This window comes from Aliiglaciecola sp. NS0011-25, assembly GCF_040370605.1.
Lineage (GTDB): Bacteria > Pseudomonadota > Gammaproteobacteria > Enterobacterales > Alteromonadaceae > Aliiglaciecola > Aliiglaciecola lipolytica_A.
On the sequence record NZ_BAABWR010000003.1, the window covers coordinates 39,744 to 60,966 of the forward strand.

A 21,223-nucleotide genomic window follows, 5' to 3' on the forward strand; every position below is an offset into this window, starting at 1 on the left:
AATATTGTTTAATAGCAGATTAGAATAGATAGGCATCAGCATTAGATAGTAACTGCTTAGGCGTTATTTTATCTTTTACACAAGATTGAATATCTTTGTTTTTAAACACATAGATACGGTCTTCAGATCCGCTCTTCACAGCTGAACCCAAATTCGACAAAACGAAAGTTACGTTTTCATCGCTTGGCAATGCCTTAAAGCCGTTTCCATATTTACACAAAGTAGAGGTGACATTATCTTCAAACCGAGTTAAAAATGCCGAGTATTGCTGCTTCCTTTGCATAAGTCGTTGTTCAGCTTGTTGTTTTTGATCTGCTTCCAATTGTTCGGCATATTTGTCAACACTGGATTGACGTTTTTTCAACTCAGCTAACTCAGCATCTAACTCTGCTTTTTGCTCTTGTAAATTGGCCTTGCGCTGGCTATCAGCAGTGCGCATTTCAAACTCTATATCCCGCAAGCGACGCTTATATTCGCGCTGCTCCCAAGCTATTTCACGCTCTTGTTGATTTAATTCCCGTAGTTTTTCTCTTGCTTTATTCATCGCCCCGCTCGCCAATCGTAAAGACTCTTCAACTTCTTCACTCCAGTGTTCATCATCAAATTCGATGAATACCTCATGCTCTTCGTCTCCAACGACAGGCAATGGAGGAATAGGCGGTAGTTCTGGAGCTAGTACAAACTCATTGTTGGTATCAAAAGAAAATGAAAAGTGTCTATTATGAGCACTGCTGTTTAATTCAAATACCACCCCTTGAGCCGATAAATATGTAACTTCCAATCCCCGTAAGCGAATACCGTTTTTGTTTTCCCCTTGCGCCATGGCAGTTTTCATAATACCACTCATTATCTGCAGTTCACTGCGCAATTCTGACAGGTTGGTTTTTGCCCAAACTGCACTTGAAGCGAGTCCAAACATCACTGCTACTGTGGTAGTTGCCAATGATAATTTCTTAAATTTTTGATAGGTTTTCATTTTTACCTCTTTATTCTTGCAAATTAGATACACAATATTTCTGGTTCTAAGGATTACCACTTGGACTGTCGTAAATCGCTTTTTCGAGCTGATTTAACTGCCGAGCGTAAAACAATTGGTCGTCGTTTCGCTGTTCATTGATGAACTTTATGAGTTCTCCGAAATCCTCTTTACGTTCTTGCCTACTAGAGGCTAGTAAGTACTGAGTCAATTGGGTGCTTGCATCTAATTGCTGTTCACGTAACGACATAACATAACTATTTAAAGCTTCATTTTGTTGTACTTTAAATTCATTTAATTGTTGGGCGACTTTTTGCTCGATACTCTGGTTAGAATCAGCAAACCCGAATGTCACCTTGCCATTTTCGACACTTGCTTCAAAACCACTAAAAACCAAAACAATAGCAACAATCGAAAGCGCGCTCGAAAATACCGGTAAACCTTGCCATTGCCACCATTTAGGTGGTTGCTGATAGTCAAAACTATTCGCCTTGTTCCACTTAGGCACTATTTCTGAGCGATAATCTTGCGCTAGCAAGGAAGCTTGGTTTGCCATTTCAACCTGCTCAGAAAAGCGCTCATTTTCAGTGCACAATTTCTCAAACTGTTTTTGTTGTTGCGGGCTCAACTCCCCTTGCATCCAAGCTGCGAGTAACTCAGATTCATTTAAATCAGGCATATTCAACCTCCAATAAAATTTTTAACTTAGATAGCGCACTGTACATTCGGGATTTCGCGGTATTGGCTGAAATACCCAGTTGTTCAGCTATTTCTTCAAATGTAAATTGTCCGAAAAATTTCAGTTCAATAACGGCTTTTTGAGATAGCGGTAACTGTTGCATTGCACTAACCAGTTGATTAGCATCTTGTGAAGAAACCATTGACGCTTCCAGGCATGGCTCAGCGCTTTCTATCTCAGGACTATCATCAAGGGCTTGATTTGGTTTTTTGCGCCGATAAAACTCAATGCATCTATAGTGAGCAATTTTAAAAAGCCAGCCCCTAAAGCTGCCATCTCCGCGGTAATTACTTAAATTACGGAAGACTGAAATAAACACTTCTTGCATCAGATCTAAGGCATCTTCGCGAGTGCCTGTCATCCGAATACCATAGTTATACACTTGAGTTTCATAGCGTTTTATCAGATTCAGCCAAGCTCGTTTGTTTCCATTCAACGCTTTGGCTATTAACTGTTCTTCGCTTTTTTCAAACACTTAGATGGTTCCATTAGTCTGCTTGTGAATATAGTCGAGACCAGGTTTCAAATAGTTTGAAACTTGTAAAATTATTTTTTCAATGTAGGAATGGGCATCAATGGTGACAGAAGTTCTGCTAATAATCGGAATAACCGCACTCGGGTGGTCCCCGAACGCCAGACTAAACCAATCTCTCGATAAGCATTATCTTCAGCAGGCATAGATACTAATTGCGAGGTACTCAATATATGATGTTCAATAGCGAGCTCAGGCATAAATGTAAAGCCAAGTTTGCTATTCGCCAGTTCAACTAGAGTATGCAAGCTCGATGCAGCCAGTGAACTAACTTGCTCGGAGTGCTGAAGTCGACAAGCGCTAACTGCATGGCCTGTCATGCAATGCTCTCGCTGTAGCAAGAATACGCTCTCTTTTGGCAGTGCAGACATATCCATTGGCTCAGGTAGGGAACTAACTAAGTCGCTATGGGCAATTAAATGGAAGGGATCATGGCCAATCACCAATTGTTTGCAACCTGGGGTTTCCATAGGTAAAGCTAAAATCAGAAGATCTAAAATACCATCATTTAATTGTCGTAAAAGGTTTTCCGTGGTGTCTTCTTGCAGTTTTAACTGCAACTCAGGGAAGTTCGATTTGACCACTCCCAACACGCCTTCAAAGATAAAAGGAGCGATAGTAGGAATGACGCCTAGCTTTAAATTACCCGCCAACCAATTTCCCGCAGACTGCGCAAAATCGACCAATTCAGTCGCATCGTTTAACAATTTTTTACTGCGTTCAACTAACTCCAGTCCAAACGGCGTAAAAACAAAGGTTTTATGATCCCGCTCCAAGAGTTGACAAGCAAATTGTTCTTCGAGATTTTGAATCGCGGTACTGAGGGTAGATTGACTCACACAACATAGCTGAGCAGCTTTATTAAAATGCTGTACTTCATGGAGAACAACGAGGTAATGCAGATGCTTTAAATTAGGCCATTTCATTATTTATCTTCTAAAAAACTGATTACATAAGCTAGTTTAAATCAGATTTTTAAATATTCAAATCAAATAAAAACGGCACCAAAAGGTGCCGCTTTGAGAAAAAATAAAAATCGCTTTTGGGAATTTAGATTAAGGTGCAAAAATACCTTTAAGCATAAAGAAGAAAACAATAGATAATGCTGCGCCAGCTGGCAAGGTGACAACCCAAGAGATAACAATATTACGTACTACACCTAGATTTAATGCCGCGATACCACGGGCCATACCTACTCCTAACACAGCTCCCACGAGAGTTTGTGTTGTAGATATTGGCAACCCAGTACCAGAAGCAATCACCACTGTAGAAGCGGCAGCAAGTTCTGCGGCAAAACCCCGACTTGGTGTCAAATGGGTAATACCGTTACCAATAGTTCGAATAACGCGATGACCGAATAACGCTAGGCCAGAAACAATACCCAAAGCACCAAGTGGCAATATCCACCAATCCAAAGTTGCTTTTGCGGTAATTTCACCATGATTATTGACCACGGACACCACTGCAGCCAATGGCCCAATCGCATTCGCCACATCATTTGAACCGTGAGCAAACGCCATACAACAAGCGGTAACAATCATTAAAATAGCAAAGACTTTCTCAACGTTAGCAAAATGCATCGATCTGTCTAGACTCTCGTCAAATTTGATTCGATTTATATATAAACGTCCGACAATTGAAACAAGTATCGCGATAATGACTGAAAACACACAAGCTTCAACATACGTAAAGTGTAACCCTACGTGCTTCAAACCTTTAGTGATGGTCACCAAAGACATCACAAAGCCAGCGAACGCCATGTAAAAAGGCACATAACGTTTGGCATTTCTAAACGGATTATCAGTATCGAAGATGAGACGTTGAGCGCTCATAAAGATGAGAAACGCAATAAAGCCTGAAATTGCGGGTGTCACAACCCAACTACCAACAATGCCACCAACTTTGGCCCACTCGACGGCTTCAGAGCCTATGCCTACGGCGGCGAATCCAACAATGGCACCAATAATGGAGTGAGTGGTGGAAACTGGCCACCCCAAATAGGAAGCAACAGCTAGCCATATACCAGCTGAGAACAACGCGGCTATCATTCCGAACACGAGTAGCTCGGGAGTATCAATAAAATAGGCTGTATCTATAATGCCTTTTCTTATTGTTGAGGTAACCTCGCCACCAGCCAGATAAGCACCGGCAAATTCAAACACCATTGCAATAAATACAGCTTGTTTAATGGTTAACGCTTTAGACCCAACGGATGTACCCATCGCATTAGCCACATCATTAGCGCCAACCCCCCAAGCCATTAAAAACCCAACAACAGCTGCAACAACAATCAGGATAAACCCGTAGTCATTAATAATTTCCATAGAGGTACGCCTTTTATCCCGCTAACATCAATTCAAGTCGAGCACCTATTCGCTCTGCCGTGTCGGCTAAACCGCCGACTAATTCAATGATGTTGTATAAAAACATAACATCTACAGGATTCATTCCAGATTCCATTTTCATTAAGGAGCTGCGCATAATTATTTGCAGGCTATCTGTTTCATCTTCTATTTCATCAAGTTGAGCTATCATTCTTTCAACTAGATCAACTTCTCTGCCTTTAAAACCAGCTTCTAACAATTCATCCAATTCATTGATGACGTTTTTAGCTTGGGTTGAGGCATCAAGACACCTAAGCAAATAGGTATTGAATGACTCCTGCAATGATTCGGGAATCTGTAACTGACGACCAATAATACGACCAGAAATATCTTTCGCTTTGTTGGCCAACTTATCTTGCTGTGTAATCAGGGCAAGTATGTCTTGACGTTGAATAGGCATAAACAAACCTGTTGGTAAGTTAGTCCTTAATTCACGTTTAACCTTATCTGCCTGTTTTTCCAGTTGAGATATTTGTTGTTGTACAGCCTCTGCACTAATCCAATCACATTGGTAAACATGTTGGAAAAATACAGCAAGTAATTGAGTACACTGATCGACCAGATCAATATGATCTTCAATCGGCTTCAGCGGTGATTTTGCAAATACACCAAGAAATGAATTTGTTGACATTATATATCTCTAAAATAATCGATTAGCCAATCCAGAAGCCTGAATCATACGCGAAAGACTAGCCTGTTTATATGACATTTTTATGACACACCTGAAACCCTTTAAACAAAAGGGGTCTAGCGAAAAATCATAAAACCCAAAGTGCTTTAAAAAAGCACAAATTAGAATAAAAAATCAGCCTAACAAATGCTGGGTTAAATTTCACGGTTGTCAGAACCGTTAACTAAAAATATGACGTACTCACAAACATTCTTACATCGGTCACCAATACGTTCGAATGAGCGTAATGCCCAGAGTACTTCTAACCAATTTTCTAACTCATCAGAATGCTGCTGCATCTCTAAAATAGTAATACTCAACAAATCCTTATAATGAGCATCGATTGATTCATCATTTTGATAGGTTTTCTCAGCCGCCTCTAAATCAAGTCTAGCAAATGCATCTAAAGTATCTTTGAGCATCTCCAAAACATGTTCACCTATTACCAACATACTAGACTTAAGGGAATCGGAATCTGGAACATTGGAATGAGAAATGAGTTTTGCTACTCGTTCTATTTCATCTCCCATGCGCTCGATATCGGCTGTCGCTTTGGCGATTGTCATGATTAAACGAAGATCACTAGCTGTTGGATGACGTCGAGCAATGATCCGCATGCACTCTTCATCAATCTGAATCTCCATGGAATTAATTTCTTTATCATTAATTACCACTTTTTCAGCTAAACCCGCATTATTGGTTTTCAATGCCTGCAAGGTATCGTTGAGCTGCTGCTCTAACAAGCCTCCCATGGTCAACACTGAATTTTTGAGATCTTCTAATTCTTTGTTAAAACCGACGGAGATGTGGGTGTTGATTTCAATGTAAGCCATAGATTTTCTGTTCCTACCCGTACCGTCCAGTTATATACGCTTCGGTCTGCTTTTGTTTAGGCATTGTAAACACACTATCACTATCAGAATATTCTATAAGCTTACCTTGATGAATAAAGGCAGTGTAATCTGATACACGAGCAGCTTGCTGCATATTATGAGTAACTATGATGACAGTGTGCTGCTTTTTCAGTTGATTCAGCAGTTCTTCGATATGCAACGTAGCCAAAGGGTCTAATGCTGATGTAGGTTCGTCAAGCAATAGTATCTCTGGTTTTAGCGCCAAAGCGCGAGCAATTACCATCCGTTGTTGCTGGCCCCCTGATAGGGTTAACGCTGAATCGAATAAACGGTCTCTGACTTCTTTCCAAAGTCCGGTTTCACGTAACGCCTGCTCTACCGCATCATCAAGCTTTCGTCTCTCATGGACACCTTGTAATTTCAATCCATAAGACACGTTCTCGAAAACTGACATGGGGAATGGATTAGGTTTTTGAAAAACCATCCCCACACGAGTGCGCAAAGTCGCTACGTTTTGTTTACGATGATAGATATCACTACCAGAAATAATCACCTGCCCTGTAACTTCACATCCATGAATTAAATCATTCATGCGATTAAAGCAGCTAATTAAACTGGATTTACCGCAACCACTTTGACCGATCAATGCCGTAACCTGATTTTTAGGGATCTGCATATTGATGTCTTCAAGTACTTTTTTCTCACCGAAGCGCAAATTAAGCTGTTTCACTTCAACCGCAATTTGCTCTGGTTTTAAATTATTGACATCTAATTTGTCATGTTCAAACAGTTTTAACATGAATTCTCATACCCTAATTTTGTGCATATTGTTTGCGAAGTCGATTACGGATAAAAATAGCGATTAAGTTTAAGCTCAACACAATCAACAGCAGCAACAGACAACAAGCAAAGATAAATGAAGAGCCATTACCAATATTTTGACTATGGAATGCACCATCATAAATTAGTACACCAAGATGCATAAACTGACGCTGTAAATGAACGAATGGGAATTCACCGTCTACAGGCAACGCTGGCGCAAATTTCACTGCCCCCACTAACATTAAAGGCGCAACTTCCCCTGCTCCCCTAGCAATAGCTAATATTACACCTGTCATAATACCTGGGCTAGCAATGGGTAAAATCATTTTAAAGATAGTTTCGGCTTGTGTAGCTCCTAGCGCGTAACTACCATCTCGGAGAGATTGGGGTACTCGTCGCAAGCCTTCTTCTGTCGCGACAATGACAACCGGCAGGGTCAAAATTGCCATGGTTAATGAAGCCCAAAAAATACCGGGCGCGCCAAATGTGGCAGCAGGAAGATCATCGGAGAATAGAACTTCATCAATACTTGCTCCTACTACATACACAAAAAAGCCAAGTCCAAAAACACCGTATACAACCGAGGGAACACCAGCCAAGTTATTCACCGAAATTCGAATTAATGCAGTCATCTTGTTTTGCGGAGCATATTCATACAAATAAACCGCTGCCAATACGCCAAATGGGGTGACTAAAATGGTCATTAATAACACCATCACAATAGTCCCAAACAACGCAGGAAAAACCCCTCCCGAGGTATTGTTTAATTTCGGTGAGTCGCTAATAAATGACGCAAAAGAAGATATTGCAGAGATGAGTTTGTCACCCAGATTCATTGAATTTGGAAAGCTAACATTACTAATTTCTTGCATATTTATGGGATAGGTTGTGCCATTTGCAAATGCAACCGTCAATACAAAGCCTTGCAGAGTTTGTTCGACATCCGCCAGCGCATCCTGTAACTCATAAAAACGTTTTGACAGTTTAACCCGAGCTGGTGCATCTGCTTTAACCCCTCTGCGATCCAAACTAGCAAGTGCACGGTGAATTTCAGCAAGCTCTCCTTTACGAATAAACTCAGTGGAGGCTACTAGCTGGTTAATTCGGCCTTGAATTAATTCAAACTCTTGCATACCTAATGTATTGCCATCGGAGTCGCGTATTGACTCGACTTTAGCGATTACCATCCCGCCATTTTTCAACTCAATAACAGCTAGATCAGGAATCGTTTCAGAGCTGATTAAACTGGATTTTCTGAGCGTTATCTGACCACTAAAGAGTTGTTCTGCCGATGAAAAGCGGTAATGTAAGATTTCTTCACCGACACGCATAGTTTTTGCGTCTAGCTTCACAAAGTGGCTCTGATAAGTGCCGTCTTGTTCCTGATACACAATAGCCTGGATGCTTTGCGGCCAAAAAAAGGTGCCACCACGAACGAAAATAAATAACGAAAGAGCAATCAATACCAACACTAAAAAACCCGCCACTGCCGCGGTCAAACTGGTCGCCATGGATTGCTTTTGTTCGAGATTAAACTTCCAATTAGCCATGTTGATAGTTTTTCCTTAGCCACTGACGTAGTAACTCAGCAAAAGTATTTAGCACAAACGTAAACAAAAATAGCACAAGCCCCGTTAAGAACAGGATTTGATAATGGCTACTACCAACTTCTGCTTCCGGCATTTCTATGGCTAAGTTAGCAGTTAGCGTGCGTAAGCCTGACAATAAATTCCAATCCGCCACTGGTGTATTGCCGGTCACCATTAACACAATCATTGTTTCCCCAAAAGCTCTGCCTAGCCCTAAGGCAATGGCACTTAAAATACCTGGATAGGCTAAAATCAACACCACTTTTCGCAGCGTTTGCAAACGAGTTGCGCCCAGTGCCGAAGAAGCTTGTTTTAGGGTATTTGGCACTTCATAAATTGCATCTTCAGCCAGAGAATAAATACTCGGTACAATAGCTATTCCTAGCGCCAAGGCTACTACAAGGGTATTTTTATTAATGTTTTCCAGTGTATCTATGGGCAACAACCAGTGCCCTTGAAGATTGGCGCTTGCCAACGACATAACATCGGTAATGGAATACACAAAAATGCCCAAGCCAATCAGTAAAATGCTTGCAAGGGGTAATTCCCATCCCTGTTTAAAACGTTGGGGTAAGCGTTGCACCAAAGGATGATGTAAAAGCGCAAACAAAAATAAAACCAGAGGCAGCAGCAAGACAAATAATAATAATGACAAGATAAATTGCTCGGCTAACGGAGCTAACCAAATAGCCGCAATGAAACCTAACACCACAGAGGGTATTGCTTCGAGCACTTCGATGCTTGGTTTAATCCAATTGCGCAATCGCTCTGGCGCGAAAAATCCAGTATAAATTGCAGCGCACACAGCTAGCGGAACCGCAATTAAAAGCGCTAAAAAGGATGCTTTTAAACTACCTATAACCAGAGGAACTAAACTAAATTTGGTTTCGTGATAATCAGCAGCTGACGTAGTTTGCCAAACGTAATCTGCTTGCGGGTAACCTTCATAACTATTTTTTCCCCACAAAGATTGAATCGAATTCACAGCGGAGATCGAGTTCACATCGAAAACATTCAAAGTGTTATTCGTGACTGTGTATAAAAGGTTCTGGCTCAATAATATTTGATTACTTATATGCTCAGTGAAACTGTCGCTTACTTGCTCTCCGGTCACATAATTAATGATCTTAAGCTGATTTTTTTGGTCAGTTATAAATGCTGCATTTTCAGATTGGTGAATAAGAATATTTTTCGGTTGATACTCTGTAACCATTGAATACATGGGTTGAAAGACTAATTGCCCTTGGGCATTCACGATACTCCATTTTTGCAGCGTTTTATCCTGCAAACCTATGAACAGGGAGCGTTGACTTGGAAAGACATTCAATGTGCTGATGGCTTGATCAAAAGCAATGTGGTTTAACCTGCCAAAGGTGATGTCATGTGTAGTAAGTTTGCTATCAGCAACATACACAAATTGTCCAATTCTCGGCAGTAGTAATAGATGTTCAGGGTTGTTCACCTCAACAACATCGATTTCATTTTTACTGCGCCGGTCAATGCTATATACTTTCCACATTTGACCTTGTTGCACCGATAGCATGATCGTGTTTGCAGACAGTTGGAAGTCAAACTTATCCGTTTTTATCACAGGTTCGACGTCGGTTACCGCCAGTGTCATTTCTAGCTCAGGAAATAAATGTTTATCAACTTGATTTAGTTTTTCAATGCGTAATATCCCTGAATGACTCAATATCGCCAAGTACAGTTGACCATCATAGGCTTTAACTTTTACTTGGTCGGTGCAAAGCGCAGGGATAATTTTACTTTTTACTAAACTTGAATTGGACTTACTTGCCGATTGAGAGTAAAAATTCACCCGACAATCTTTATCCATAGTAACAAGTGGCACCGAATTGATAACATCGCCAAGATATAAAATTGATTCATTTGGGGTGATAGCAAACTGATATTTTGGTGAAATACTCACATCACGAGCCAAGGGCAAAACTTGGATGACCAATTGCCAGAGTAATAATCCCAGGGTCAGCAAAACTAACCATCCTGATGTTGCAATGGCTGCTGCAACTAGACGGTTTTTTACTTTCCTTAAACGCGCGACTTTCACCGTTTGGGTATTGCTAGACGATGATTCATCAATTGATGACTGACCCACAAAACTAACCCTGATTTTGAAATTGTGCCTAGTGTAATGGATATAGACAAACTGGCAAGTGACAATCTTTTCGGTCACCTCATCTCATATTGATGAATCGGCATATATAATGACGCAAATCAAAACAATGATTAATTTACGAATTATCATATGATTAGGCTATGATACTAATTAGTCAATCAATCTTATCTATCCAGCACGACTCGATAGGTATAACTTTAAAATAGTTAAGTTGAGGGGTGTTTCAATGAAACCAATAATATTAACTTTAATCGGAAAAGATAAACCTGGACTCGTAGAGTCACTTGCGCAAAAAGTTTATTCCTTAGGAGGCAACTGGTTAGCAAGTAACTTTTCCTACATGGCGGGTCATTTCGCTGGGTTTGTCGAAGTTGATATTCCTGTCGAAAACCATGACACCCTAATCGAATTTTTGCAAAAGCATCCCAACTTAACTATCCACTCGGTGAGCGCTGATAACGACTCAAATAACAAATCCGATATCGTAGAAATTGATATTACGGGCAACGACAAACCAGGTATTGTGCAAGAACTCACAACTACCTTGAGTCGTTTTAATATAAACATTATTAAATTTGAATCTAGTTGCCAAAGCGCGCCGAATTGGGGCAGTTTATTGTTTAAAGCCCATGCGGTTGTTGCTATCCCCGAAGGTTTCCAACTTGATGAACTTTCCGACGCACTAGAAGATATTGCCAACGATTTGATTGTCGATGTAGATTTAAGGTAGTTATTTAGGTTGAAATCATCGAATTTAACAAAACTGTCATACAAACAATGGAACATTCCATCCTATTGAAAAAGCTCGGGAAAAATCAGGTAACTAATGTATCCAGAACAAATCTATTATCCAAAAGAACTAAGCTGGCTTTCTTTTAATGAACGTGTATTGCAAGAAGCAGCGGATAAACACAATCCAATCGTTGAAAGAATTCGATTTTTAGGCATTTTTTCCAGCAATATGGATGAGTTTTACCGAGTCAGAGTGGCGGAAGTAAAACGCTTAATTTATATTCACTTAGAAGAAGGTAACGAGCAAGCAGCAGAAAACACCAAGTTGTTGATGGAAAAAATTCAACACAAAGTGGTGGTTCTAACGGATAACTTTGAAAAAGTTTACGATGATGTTATCGCCGGACTGAAGCGCTACAACATCTACATAGTAGACAAAAACCAACTATCCCCGTATCAACAAGAATGGTTAACAAACTATTTTAAAAACAAAATATTACGCCATATTGCACCTATATTACTGCATAAAAAAGTCAACCTTGTCGATCGCCTGAATGACTTTGGCACCTATTTATATGTGGCTATTTATAAAAAAGACCGAGCGACTAAATACGCAACGATTGAGTTGCCCACCGAAGCCATGTCGCGTTTTATTCAAATTCCGCCTGAAAAAAGCCGTAAAAAGAAACACATCATATTAATTGATGACGTTATTCAACTTTGCTTAAGCATTGTGTTTAAAGGCTTTATTGAATTTGATGAAATGGAAGCTTACTCATTTAAAGTGACCAGAGATTCAGAATATTCTATCAATGATGAGATTGATGAAAGTTTCGTAGAAAAAATGTCTGAAAGCATGAAGCAACGTTTGATAGCTGAGCCTGTAAGGGTTATCTATGATGCTGATATGCCAGAAGAAATGTTAAAAAATCTCAAGAAACGTTTAAAAATCAGTTCTTTTGATAGTTTGATAGCGGGCGGTGCCTATCGAAACTTCAAAGACTTTATTGGTTTCCCAAATGTCGGCAGAAGTTATTTAGAAAATCCACCTCTACCAGCAATAAATACGCACTTATTTACTGATTTCGACACGGTATTTGATGCTATTAAACATAAAGATATTTTACTTTATTATCCCTATCATCGATTTTTACATTTTACCGAGTTTGTGCGCCAAGCGGCATTTGACCCCAGCGTCAAACATATCCGTCTGAATATTTATCGCGTAGCGAATAAATCGCGAATCGTCAATTCACTTATCGACGCCGTAGACAATGGTAAAACAGTAACCGTAGTGGTCGAACTGCGTGCGCGTTTTGATGAAGAAGCCAACATTGAATGGTCAAAAACCATGACCGATGCCGGGATCCGAGTTGTGTTAGGTTCTCCTTCATTCAAAATCCATAGTAAATTATGCGTGGTCAGTCGTGAAGAAAAAGGGGAGCTAGTACATTATTCTCATTTCGGTACGGGTAACTTCAATGAAAAAACAGCTAAAATTTATACTGACTTTAGCCTGTTTACCCGTAACCAAGAATTAGCTCAAGAAGCAATTTGGGTATTTGATTTGATTCAATTGCCTTACCGTCGCAATAAATTTCAACATCTGCAAGTATCGCCACTAAATGCGCGCACCAAAATTCAGATTTTAGTGCGCCAAGAAATCCAAAATGCCAATGAAGGCTTACCATCAGGCATCACTTTAAAAGTGAATAACCTAGTTGACCAACAATTAATTGACGATTTATATCGAGCCGGTCAGGCTGGTGTCAAAGTAAGAGCCATAGTCCGTGGCATGTGTTCACTTATACCGAATATTCCCGGAGTAAGTGAAAACATCACTATTATTAGTATTGTAGATCGCTTTTTAGAACACCCAAGAGTGATGTCTTTTACAAATGCGGGAAATCCTAAAGTGTTTATTTCTTCGGCCGATTGGATGGGAAGAAATATGGATAATCGCATTGAAGTGGGTTGTCCTATTTATGATGAAGACTTAAAAAAACGCATTATTCATATTCTGGAACTGCAATTGAAAGACACCATCAAAGCACGAATCATTGATGCGGAACAAACCAATAAATATGTGAAGCGTGGAAATCGTAAAAAACTACGTTCTCAAGTGGAAATTTATCACTATCTAAAATCACTAGAATAATACACTATATCGAGATGTAAGCCGCCTTAAGGAATGATGTCATAAATGTCACAATTCAGTGAAGCCTTCAGTAATATTGAAGCTAGACCCACAACTCAAGTTGCGGCGCTTGATATCGGCTCGAATAGCTTTCATCTAGTGATCGCGCGAATTGTTGCCGGTAGTGTGCAAATCCTGCACCGTGTTAAGCAGAAGGTTCGTTTAGCTGATGGTTTAGATAAACATCATCGCTTATCCGACGAAGCCATGCAAAGAGGCTTAGATACCCTACAAATAATTGCTGAGAGTCTCAAAGGCTTTGAACCTGACACGGTAAGAATTGTGGCTACTTACACGCTGCGTAAAGCCAAAAACGCAAAAGATTTTATTCAAGCGGCTAAGCAAATTTTACCTTACCCTATCGAAGTAATATCCGGTATTGAAGAAGCTCGTTTAATCTACTCAGGGGTCGCCCACACAGTTCAAAATAATGGCCAAAGGCTAGTAGTCGATATTGGTGGAGGTTCAACTGAATTTATCATTGGCGAAGGTTTTGATAGTAAAATAATGCGCAGCTTACAAATGGGCTGTGTGAGTTATACAAAGCGTTTTTTTGCGGAGGGGGCTCTCACGGCTGGCGCCTTTAAAAAGGCGATTACCGCAGCCCAACAAGAACTTGAATTGATAGACGCTAAATACCTAAAACTAGGTTGGCGACACTGTATCGGCACCTCTGGCACCATCAAGGCAATAGTGCTGTTAGCCCAATCATTAGATGATGCTAATCCAGAGGGTTTCGTATCACTGGACAACCTAAAAACGTTGCGCGACAAGTGTATATCCGCAGGCCATATCAAAGACTTAAAGTTAGCCGTCACAGAAGACCGAATTCCAGTCTTAGCTGCTGGTATTTCAATCTTAATTGGAATCTTTAAAAGCCTCAAAATAGATTCAGTAGAATATTCTGCCGCAGCTTTACGGGAAGGTGTGATATACGAAATGGAAGAACACCTGGCGCATCACGATATTCGTGAACGCACAGCACAAAGTCTGGCGACCCGCTATGATGTCGATGTAGACCAAGCAAAACGCGTTCATGTGACGACTCTAGAGGTATATAACCAGTGTAAGAAAGTGTGGAAAATCGGCGGTCAAGAATATCGTAACTTATTGAGTTGGGCGGCGCTGTTACATGAGGTTGGACTGCAAATAAACTCCCGTGGCGTGCAGCGCCACTCAGGATACATTTTGCATAATGTGGACTTGCACGGTTTTAACCAAGAACAACAAATATTACTTTCGATTTTAGCTCGATTTCACCGCAAAAAAATACGTCCTGACGAACTTCCGGAATTTTGGCAATTTGATTCAGAGGCGGTAAAAAAACTGATTATAATTTTACGCTTAGGTGTACTACTTAATATCAAACGGCAAGATGACTTTTTGCCTGAGTTTAAGATTGTAATAGAAGATAAATCATTACAAATCACCTTCCCTGAACAGTGGTTAATGCACAAGCCGATTATCAGTGCAGATTTGGCTAGAGAAGCCGAATACTTAGGTGTTTTAGATTATAAACTGTCTTACGCTTAACCGTTGTTAAACAGCAAATAGAGCATTCATTGAGATCCACTGCGAGTTGACTTAACGGCCTAGATAACTATCAATTAAATGGGTTAATTGCTCATCAAGATGAGCTTCAAAATCGTCTAGGTTTTTATTAAAGGCACTAAGATACAATGCAGCTTGCTGCTGATTTAAACGCTTCCCATTCGTTTTATATTCGGTTTCTGGCAAAGATTTATCATACCTTGGGATAATCACCCAACGAATAAAATCGGAATCTAAACCCACCACCATTTTTTTTGCGTGTTTACAAAACCCCTTTATGTGGGCTGCGCCCTCTGGCCCTAGACATCCGGGCTCAACTCGGAATGTTACCGTAAGCTTTTTATACAACGGCAATGGCAATTCGAATTTCATAATTATCCTAATATCGGTAACCGGAATTTTTCAGTGCTCAGTCAGCCGTTATATTTTAGTCGTGATAATCAAAAAATGTTAAACCTAACAGCAGAAAACAAAAAAGCCGGACAAAAGTCCGGCTGTTTAGTCGTTTACACTATTACTAGGTAATTGAAGCTTGATAGATACTTTCAATAGAAGCATCTAGGGTTTCTTCAAATTCTTTATCAGAAAGTTGCGCAAATAACCCTTCTGATAGAGCTCGCGAGAAACTTGCAATAATACCTTTATTTGCCTTTAAACGGTTGTTGGCTTCTTCTCTTGAATAACCACCAGACAAAGCAACCACTTTGAGTACACGAGGGTGCTCAATTAGCTCAGAATAAAAACCATTCACTTCAGGCAAAGTCAGTTTTAACATCACTTGCTGGGTGTCTGGTAATGCATCCAATTGAGCTAAAATTTCAGCTTTAAGAATTGCTTCAGCGGCTTCTTTATCAGGCGCATGAATATCAACTTCTGGTTCTATAATAGGAACTAGTCCCTTAGCCAATATTTGCTGCCCTACTAAAAACTGCTGTTCAATTACGGCTTTAATGCCAGCCGGATTGGCAGATTTCACCACTGAGCGCATCTTGGTACCAAATACATCTTTCGCATTGGCTTTATCAAGAACGTCATCTAAGCCAGGCATTGCTTTCATTAGCTGAACGCCATTCTCTTCTGCTTCTAACCCTTTATCCACTTTAAGAAATGGGACAACTTGCTTTTCTTGCCACAAATAGTGAGAACTGGCTTTACCTTCAATATCCCTATCTAAGGTATTTTCAAACAAAATAGCGCCTAGTACTCGCTTACCATTAAACGCTTTGTTGGTGATGATTCGAGTGCGCATTTCGTGCACTTTACCGAACATCTCTTCGTCACCGTTATATTCATCTTCGGTCACGCCATACAGTTTTAATGCTTTTGGGGTACTACCACCACTTTGATCCAAGGCCGCGATAAATCCATTATCGGACTCTATTTTTTTAAGCATGTCTAGTTGTGCTTGTGATGCCATCCGCAACACTCCTTTTTATTTGAGTAGAATACAAAACTTAACTTGAGTGTTTCACTACACTTCTTCTTCTTGGAGTAATCAATCTGACGACTGTCACTCTTTTGCCCTTGCTTCCAACATTGCTACAGCAGGTAACGTTTTGCCTTCTAAGAACTCCAAGAAAGCACCACCACCTGTTGATATATACGAAACTTTGTCAGATATACCATATTTGTCTACTGCTGCCAAAGTATCACCACCACCAGCAATTGAAAAAGCACTGCTTTGTGCAATTGCCAACGAAATTGCTTTGGTTCCTTCACCAAATTGATCGAATTCAAAAACCCCTACTGGCCCGTTCCATACGATAGTTCCCGCCTGTCGAATTAACGCGGCAAGTTGATTTGATGTTTGTGGTCCAACATCAAAAATCATATCTTCGTCTGCGACTTGTGTAACAGCCTTCAAACTGGCTGATGCGGTTTCTGAAAACTCAGTGCCAGTCACCACATCCACGGGTACTGGAATATTGCCACCGTTGTCACTTGCCGTCTGCATTAATCGTTTTGCTTCAGGAATCAAATCTGCTTCATATAAAGATTTGCCCACATTATGCCCTTGTGCAGCAATAAATGTATTGGCAATCCCGCCACCAACGATTAATTGATCAACTTTACTAGAAAGTGACTCTAAAACGGTTAATTTAGTAGAAACTTTAGAACCACCCACAATAGCCAACAAAGGTCGGGCTGGATTGTCTAAAGCTTTACCAAGTGCATCTAATTCATTGACTAACAAAGGTCCCGCACAAGCTATTGGAGCAAACTTACCCACACCATGGGTGGAAGCCTGCGCTCTGTGCGCGGTGCCAAAAGCATCCATTACATACACATCACATAAGCCAGCATACTGCTTTGCAAGCCCTTCGTCGTCTTTTTTCTCACCTACATTGAAACGTACGTTTTCTAAAACGACAACTTCACCTGTTGCCACTTCCACACCATCAAGATAATCAGAGGCTAAACTAACCGGACAATCGAGGTGATCATTCAAATAGTTGACGACAGGTTGCATGGAGTACTGAGCGTCAAACTCGCCTTCGGTGGGTCTGCCTAGGTGCGACATCACCATTACCTTGGCACCTTTTTCAAGCGCTAGTTTAATCGTTGGTAAGGCTGCTTTAATTCTCGCATCTGATGTCACTTTGCCATCTTTGACTGGCACGTTGAGATCTTCGCGTATTAACACTCGTTTATCTGCGAGGGTCAAATCTGCCATACTGAGTATCGACATATAGGTTCCTTTAATCTTGCTATTATTGATTGTTAATCTATAACACCATTAAGTATATTTATTTTTAATTACATTTATAGTTCAAATACGAAACATAGCTTGCGCAGTGTCTAACATTCGATTCGCAAAACCCCACTCGTTATCACACCATACCAGTGTTTTCACAAGTTGTTTGTGACTCACTCTGGTTTGTGTGCCATCCACAATACAAGAATGTGGATCATGATTGAAGTCTATTGATACCAAAGGCTCTTCAGTGTAACTCAATATTCCATTTAATCTGCCCTGACCTGCTTGTTTCAACACCTGATTAATGTCATTTATTGACACTTTTTTATCTACTGTCACACTCAAGTCCATCGCTGTGACATTAATTGTAGGCACTCTGACAGCGATCGCTTCAAATTTTCCTGCAAATTTTGGCAACACCCGTTCAATACCAGCAGCTAATCGGGTATCTACGGGAATAATCGATTGGCTAGCAGCTCGTGTTCGGCGCAAATCTGGATGATACGCATCAATCACTTGTTGATCATGCATAGAAGAATGAATGGTTGTGACTGTGCCGCTTAACACATCAAATGCTTTATCAAGAACTTGAATTACCGGCACGATGCAATTTGTAGTACAAGAGCCATTGGAAACAATGCGATCATCACTTTGCAACAAGTCATCATTGATACCGTAAATAACAGTAGCATCCATGTCTGGTGTCGATGGGTGGGAAAAAAGTACTTTTTTAGCGCCTTGGGCAATATGAATTTCCGCATCCGCTCTATCGTTGTGAACGCCTGTGCACTCTAAGACTAAATCCACATCGAGCTCGGCCCAGGGTAGCTTGTCTAAAGTAGCGAACTGTAGCAATTGAATCGTATCACCGGCCACATTCAAACAATCCCCATTCAGGGAAACCGGAAATCCAAAACGACCGTGAGCTGTGTCGTATTTTAATAAATGAGCAATGCCTTCAGGATTAGCAATCTCATTAATTGCAACAATTTTGATTTGTTCGTGTCGAGCTGTTTCGTACAAAGCCCGCAATACGTTTCGACCTATGCGACCAAAGCCATTTATTGCAATTCGTATCATGTCACTCTTAATACATAAATGGGCACGCTCTGTTACAAGTGTGCCCTTTTCTAGTAATTAGGTTACCAACACTAAAAACCTTAGGTTAGTAACGCTAGTTTATTTTGCGCTCGATTATAATGAATTCGCCGCCTCTACGATAGCATCTGCGGTAAAACCAAAGTATTTCAGCAACGCGCCACCAGGGGCAGACTCACCAAAGGTAGTCATACCAACGATTTTGCCATCGAATCCAACATATTTGTGCCAAAAATCCACATGAGCCGCTTCAACAGCAACACGTTTTGTCACGCTGCGAGGTAATACAGACTCACGATAATCAGCATCTTGGGCATCAAAGACATTGGTGCTAGGCATAGATACTACACGTACAGCCTTACCTTGCGCAGTTAATTTTTGCGCAGCTTCAACCGTGATAGCGATTTCAGAGCCTGTGGCAATCAAGATGATTTCAGGTGTCGTATCACAATCCAGCAAAACATATCCACCTTTGGCGATATCAGCAAGTTGCTGCTCGTTGCGAGATTGTGCAGGTAAACCCTGACGGCTGAATACCAGTGCTGATGGTCCATCTTTGCGCTCAATTGCCGCTTTCCAAGCCACAGCTGTTTCAGCTCCATCACAAGGTCTCCACGTCGTTAGATTTGGAGTTAGACGCAAATTCGCTACTTGCTCAATAGGTTGATGAGTTGGACCATCTTCCCCTTGTCCAATGGAATCATGGGTATAAACGAAAATATTAGGAATTCCCATCAACGCAGACATACGCACAGCATTACGAGCGTATTCCATGAACATTAAAAAGGTTGCGCCATAAGTTCTGAAGCCGCCATGCAGCCCAATACCATTCATGATCGCGCTCATACCAAATTCACGTACGCCGTAGAAAATATAGTTGCCACTGGCATCATCGGCGGTAATACCTTTTGAACCAGACCACAATGTTAGGTTAGATCCGGCTAAATCGGCTGAACCACCAACCACTTCAGGTAGTAAACTGGCAAAGGCTTCAATTGCATTTTGCGAAGACTTACGACTCGCAACGTTTTCAGCTTTTTCTTGGGTTTGTTTAATATATGCGGCGGCTTTATCGCTGAAATCAGCAGGTAAGTCACCATTTAAACGACGGGTAAACTCACTGGCTAACTCTGGATATGCTTCTGCGTATTTAGCAAACTTTCCATTCCACTGTTGCTCAAGCTCTAAACCTGTTTGTTTCGCATCCCATTGTGCGTAGATATCTTCAGGAATAACGAAAGGGGCATGGTTCCAGTTAAGTTCTTTGCGGGTTGCTTCAACTTCATCAAGACCTAAAGGTGAACCATGACTATCGTGGCTACCTGATTTATTAGGTGAACCAAATCCGATGACTGTTTTACAACAAATCATGGTGGGTTTAGAAGTTTCTGCTTTAGCAGCTTTGATTGCAGCATTGATGGCTTCAGGATCGTGTCCATCCACGTCAGCAATAACGTGCCAACCATAAGACTCAAAACGAGCAGGAGTATCGTCAGTAAACCAACCTTCTACTTCACCATCAATGGAAATACCGTTGTCATCCCAAAAGGCGATCAACTTACCTAAACCTAAAGTTCCAGCAAGTGAACAAGTTTCATGAGAAACCCCTTCCATCAAACAACCATCACCTAAAAAGCAATAGGTGAAATGATCAACAATATCAAACTCAGGTTGATTAAATTGTGCTGCTAACATTTTTTCAGCGATTGCCATACCAACAGCGTTACTAATACCTTGTCCTAAAGGACCGGTAGTGGTTTCAACTCCAGGTGCGTAGCCATACTCTGGGTGACCTGGAGTTCTTGAATGCAATTGACGAAAGTTTTTTAATTCTTCAATTGGCAAGTCGTAACCGGTTAGATGCAACAAAGAATAGATCAACATCGAGCCATGACCATTAGACAACACGAAGCGGTCACGGTTAGCCCATTTCGGGTTAGCTGGATTGTGGTGCATAAAATCACTCCACAATACTTGTGCAATATCAGCCATTCCCATTGGTGCTCCGGGGTGACCTGAATTAGCTTGTTGTACCGCATCCATTGATAAAGCGCGAATGGCATTGGCTAGTTCTCGACGTGAAGGCATGGTGTCTCCTGCTATAAATAATTGCCTAAAAGCATGCTCAACGCCTAACTAAATTGGCTATGACATTGATTAATTTGCTTGTATTCATTTTGGGGTTGAACATTTTCCACCAGCCATCGCCGAACTGCAACGCTTATTCATTATTGATTATGCTTT

The 21,223-nt window shown here is 40.8% G+C and carries 18 protein-coding genes; 3 read left to right on the forward strand and 15 right to left on the reverse strand.

Going from position 1 to position 21,223, the window contains the following annotated elements; translation table 11 throughout:
- Positions 1-19 precede the first annotated feature (19 nt).
- The 10 genes from ABWV72_RS03280 to ABWV72_RS03325 form a co-directional block, all read right to left on the reverse strand.
- Positions 20-976 carry a hypothetical protein gene (locus ABWV72_RS03280; protein WP_216046845.1) on the reverse strand — a complete coding sequence of 319 codons (957 nt, stop codon included), beginning with the start codon at positions 974-976 and terminating at the stop codon, positions 20-22.
- 46 nt (positions 977-1,022) lie between these two features.
- Positions 1,023-1,655: a hypothetical protein gene (locus ABWV72_RS03285; protein WP_216046846.1), complete on the reverse strand. Its 633-nt coding sequence runs from the start codon at positions 1,653-1,655 to the stop codon at positions 1,023-1,025.
- Complete coding sequence (locus ABWV72_RS03290; protein WP_216046847.1) at positions 1,648-2,190, reverse strand: RNA polymerase sigma factor; 543 nt, start codon at positions 2,188-2,190, stop codon at positions 1,648-1,650. The genes ABWV72_RS03285 and ABWV72_RS03290 overlap by 8 nt, the downstream gene beginning before the upstream one ends.
- Positions 2,191-2,261: 71 nt before the next feature.
- On the reverse strand, positions 2,262-3,173 hold the full coding sequence (locus tag ABWV72_RS03295; protein WP_216046848.1) for a hydrogen peroxide-inducible genes activator: 912 nt from the start codon (positions 3,171-3,173) through the stop codon (positions 2,262-2,264).
- A 129-nt stretch (positions 3,174-3,302) separates the two neighbouring features.
- Positions 3,303-4,571 (reverse strand): inorganic phosphate transporter, encoded by a 1,269-nt coding sequence (locus ABWV72_RS03300; protein WP_216046849.1) that lies wholly within the window; start codon positions 4,569-4,571, stop codon positions 3,303-3,305.
- Positions 4,572-4,584: 13 nt separating this feature from the next.
- Positions 4,585-5,262 carry a TIGR00153 family protein gene (locus tag ABWV72_RS03305; RefSeq protein ID WP_216046850.1) on the reverse strand — a complete coding sequence of 226 codons (678 nt, stop codon included), beginning with the start codon at positions 5,260-5,262 and terminating at the stop codon, positions 4,585-4,587.
- Between the two features lie 194 nt (positions 5,263-5,456).
- A complete protein-coding gene (gene phoU / locus ABWV72_RS03310; protein WP_353368706.1) occupies positions 5,457-6,134 on the reverse strand; it encodes a phosphate signaling complex protein PhoU in 678 nt (225 codons plus the stop codon).
- 13 nt (positions 6,135-6,147) lie between these two features.
- Entirely contained in the window at positions 6,148-6,954 is an 807-nt protein-coding gene (gene pstB / locus ABWV72_RS03315) for a phosphate ABC transporter ATP-binding protein PstB (protein WP_216046852.1), read from the reverse strand.
- Positions 6,955-6,967: 13 nt separating this feature from the next.
- Positions 6,968-8,527, reverse strand: a complete 1,560-nt coding sequence (gene pstA, locus ABWV72_RS03320) for a phosphate ABC transporter permease PstA (protein WP_353368709.1) — start codon at positions 8,525-8,527, stop codon at positions 6,968-6,970.
- Positions 8,520-10,682, reverse strand: coding sequence for an ABC transporter permease subunit (locus tag ABWV72_RS03325; RefSeq protein WP_353368711.1), 2,163 nt, complete (start codon positions 10,680-10,682; stop codon positions 8,520-8,522). The genes pstA and ABWV72_RS03325 overlap by 8 nt, the downstream gene beginning before the upstream one ends.
- A 247-nt stretch (positions 10,683-10,929) precedes the next feature.
- Here ABWV72_RS03325 and ABWV72_RS03330 point away from each other — a divergent pair, with 247 nt between their 5' ends.
- From ABWV72_RS03330 to ppx, 3 genes are all read left to right on the forward strand, one after another.
- Positions 10,930-11,433, forward strand: coding sequence for a glycine cleavage system transcriptional repressor (locus tag ABWV72_RS03330; protein WP_216046855.1), 504 nt, complete (start codon positions 10,930-10,932; stop codon positions 11,431-11,433).
- 96 nt (positions 11,434-11,529) lie between these two features.
- Positions 11,530-13,593, forward strand: a complete 2,064-nt coding sequence (ppk1, locus tag ABWV72_RS03335; protein ID WP_216046856.1) for a polyphosphate kinase 1 — start codon at positions 11,530-11,532, stop codon at positions 13,591-13,593.
- A 45-nt stretch (positions 13,594-13,638) separates the two neighbouring features.
- Positions 13,639-15,165 carry an exopolyphosphatase gene (ppx, locus tag ABWV72_RS03340; protein ID WP_342807032.1) on the forward strand — a complete coding sequence of 509 codons (1,527 nt, stop codon included), beginning with the start codon at positions 13,639-13,641 and terminating at the stop codon, positions 15,163-15,165.
- A 51-nt stretch (positions 15,166-15,216) separates the two neighbouring features.
- Here ppx and ABWV72_RS03345 read toward each other — a convergent pair whose 3' ends face one another.
- From ABWV72_RS03345 to tkt, 5 genes are all read right to left on the reverse strand, one after another.
- Positions 15,217-15,555, reverse strand: a complete 339-nt coding sequence (locus tag ABWV72_RS03345; protein ID WP_303500543.1) for a hypothetical protein — start codon at positions 15,553-15,555, stop codon at positions 15,217-15,219.
- Between the two features lie 145 nt (positions 15,556-15,700).
- Positions 15,701-16,600, reverse strand: coding sequence for a fructose bisphosphate aldolase (locus ABWV72_RS03350; RefSeq protein ID WP_216046859.1), 900 nt, complete (start codon positions 16,598-16,600; stop codon positions 15,701-15,703).
- A 93-nt stretch (positions 16,601-16,693) separates the two neighbouring features.
- Positions 16,694-17,872, reverse strand: coding sequence for a phosphoglycerate kinase (locus ABWV72_RS03355; RefSeq protein ID WP_216046860.1), 1,179 nt, complete (start codon positions 17,870-17,872; stop codon positions 16,694-16,696).
- Between the two features lie 81 nt (positions 17,873-17,953).
- Entirely contained in the window at positions 17,954-18,961 is a 1,008-nt protein-coding gene (epd, locus tag ABWV72_RS03360; protein ID WP_216046861.1) for an erythrose-4-phosphate dehydrogenase, read from the reverse strand.
- 114 nt (positions 18,962-19,075) lie between these two features.
- Positions 19,076-21,067 (reverse strand): transketolase, encoded by a 1,992-nt coding sequence (tkt, locus tag ABWV72_RS03365; protein WP_216046862.1) that lies wholly within the window; start codon positions 21,065-21,067, stop codon positions 19,076-19,078.
- Positions 21,068-21,223: the final 156 nt, after the last annotated feature.

Bases quoted from the DNA above. Each gene is read 5' to 3' on its own strand.
- ABWV72_RS03280 (WP_216046845.1), bottom strand. From the start codon at position 976: ATGAAAACCTATCAAAAATTTAAGAAATTATCATTGGCAACTACCACA.
- ABWV72_RS03285 (WP_216046846.1), bottom strand. From the start codon at position 1,655: ATGCCTGATTTAAATGAATCTGAGTTACTCGCAGCTTGGATGCAAGGG.
- ABWV72_RS03295 (WP_216046848.1), bottom strand. From the start codon at position 3,173: ATGAAATGGCCTAATTTAAAGCATCTGCATTACCTCGTTGTTCTCCAT.
- ABWV72_RS03300 (WP_216046849.1), bottom strand. From the start codon at position 4,571: ATGGAAATTATTAATGACTACGGGTTTATCCTGATTGTTGTTGCAGCT.
- ABWV72_RS03305 (WP_216046850.1), bottom strand. From the start codon at position 5,262: ATGTCAACAAATTCATTTCTTGGTGTATTTGCAAAATCACCGCTGAAG.
- phoU (WP_353368706.1), bottom strand. From the start codon at position 6,134: ATGGCTTACATTGAAATCAACACCCACATCTCCGTCGGTTTTAACAAA.
- pstB (WP_216046852.1), bottom strand. From the start codon at position 6,954: ATGTTAAAACTGTTTGAACATGACAAATTAGATGTCAATAATTTAAAA.
- pstA (WP_353368709.1), bottom strand. From the start codon at position 8,527: ATGGCTAATTGGAAGTTTAATCTCGAACAAAAGCAATCCATGGCGACC.
- ABWV72_RS03330 (WP_216046855.1), top strand. From the start codon at position 10,930: ATGAAACCAATAATATTAACTTTAATCGGAAAAGATAAACCTGGACTC.
- ppk1 (WP_216046856.1), top strand. From the start codon at position 11,530: ATGTATCCAGAACAAATCTATTATCCAAAAGAACTAAGCTGGCTTTCT.
- ppx (WP_342807032.1), top strand. From the start codon at position 13,639: ATGTCACAATTCAGTGAAGCCTTCAGTAATATTGAAGCTAGACCCACA.
- ABWV72_RS03345 (WP_303500543.1), bottom strand. From the start codon at position 15,555: ATGAAATTCGAATTGCCATTGCCGTTGTATAAAAAGCTTACGGTAACA.
- ABWV72_RS03350 (WP_216046859.1), bottom strand. From the start codon at position 16,600: ATGGCATCACAAGCACAACTAGACATGCTTAAAAAAATAGAGTCCGAT.
- ABWV72_RS03355 (WP_216046860.1), bottom strand. From the start codon at position 17,872: ATGTCGATACTCAGTATGGCAGATTTGACCCTCGCAGATAAACGAGTG.
- epd (WP_216046861.1), bottom strand. From the start codon at position 18,961: ATGATACGAATTGCAATAAATGGCTTTGGTCGCATAGGTCGAAACGTA.
- tkt (WP_216046862.1), bottom strand. From the start codon at position 21,067: ATGCCTTCACGTCGAGAACTAGCCAATGCCATTCGCGCTTTATCAATG.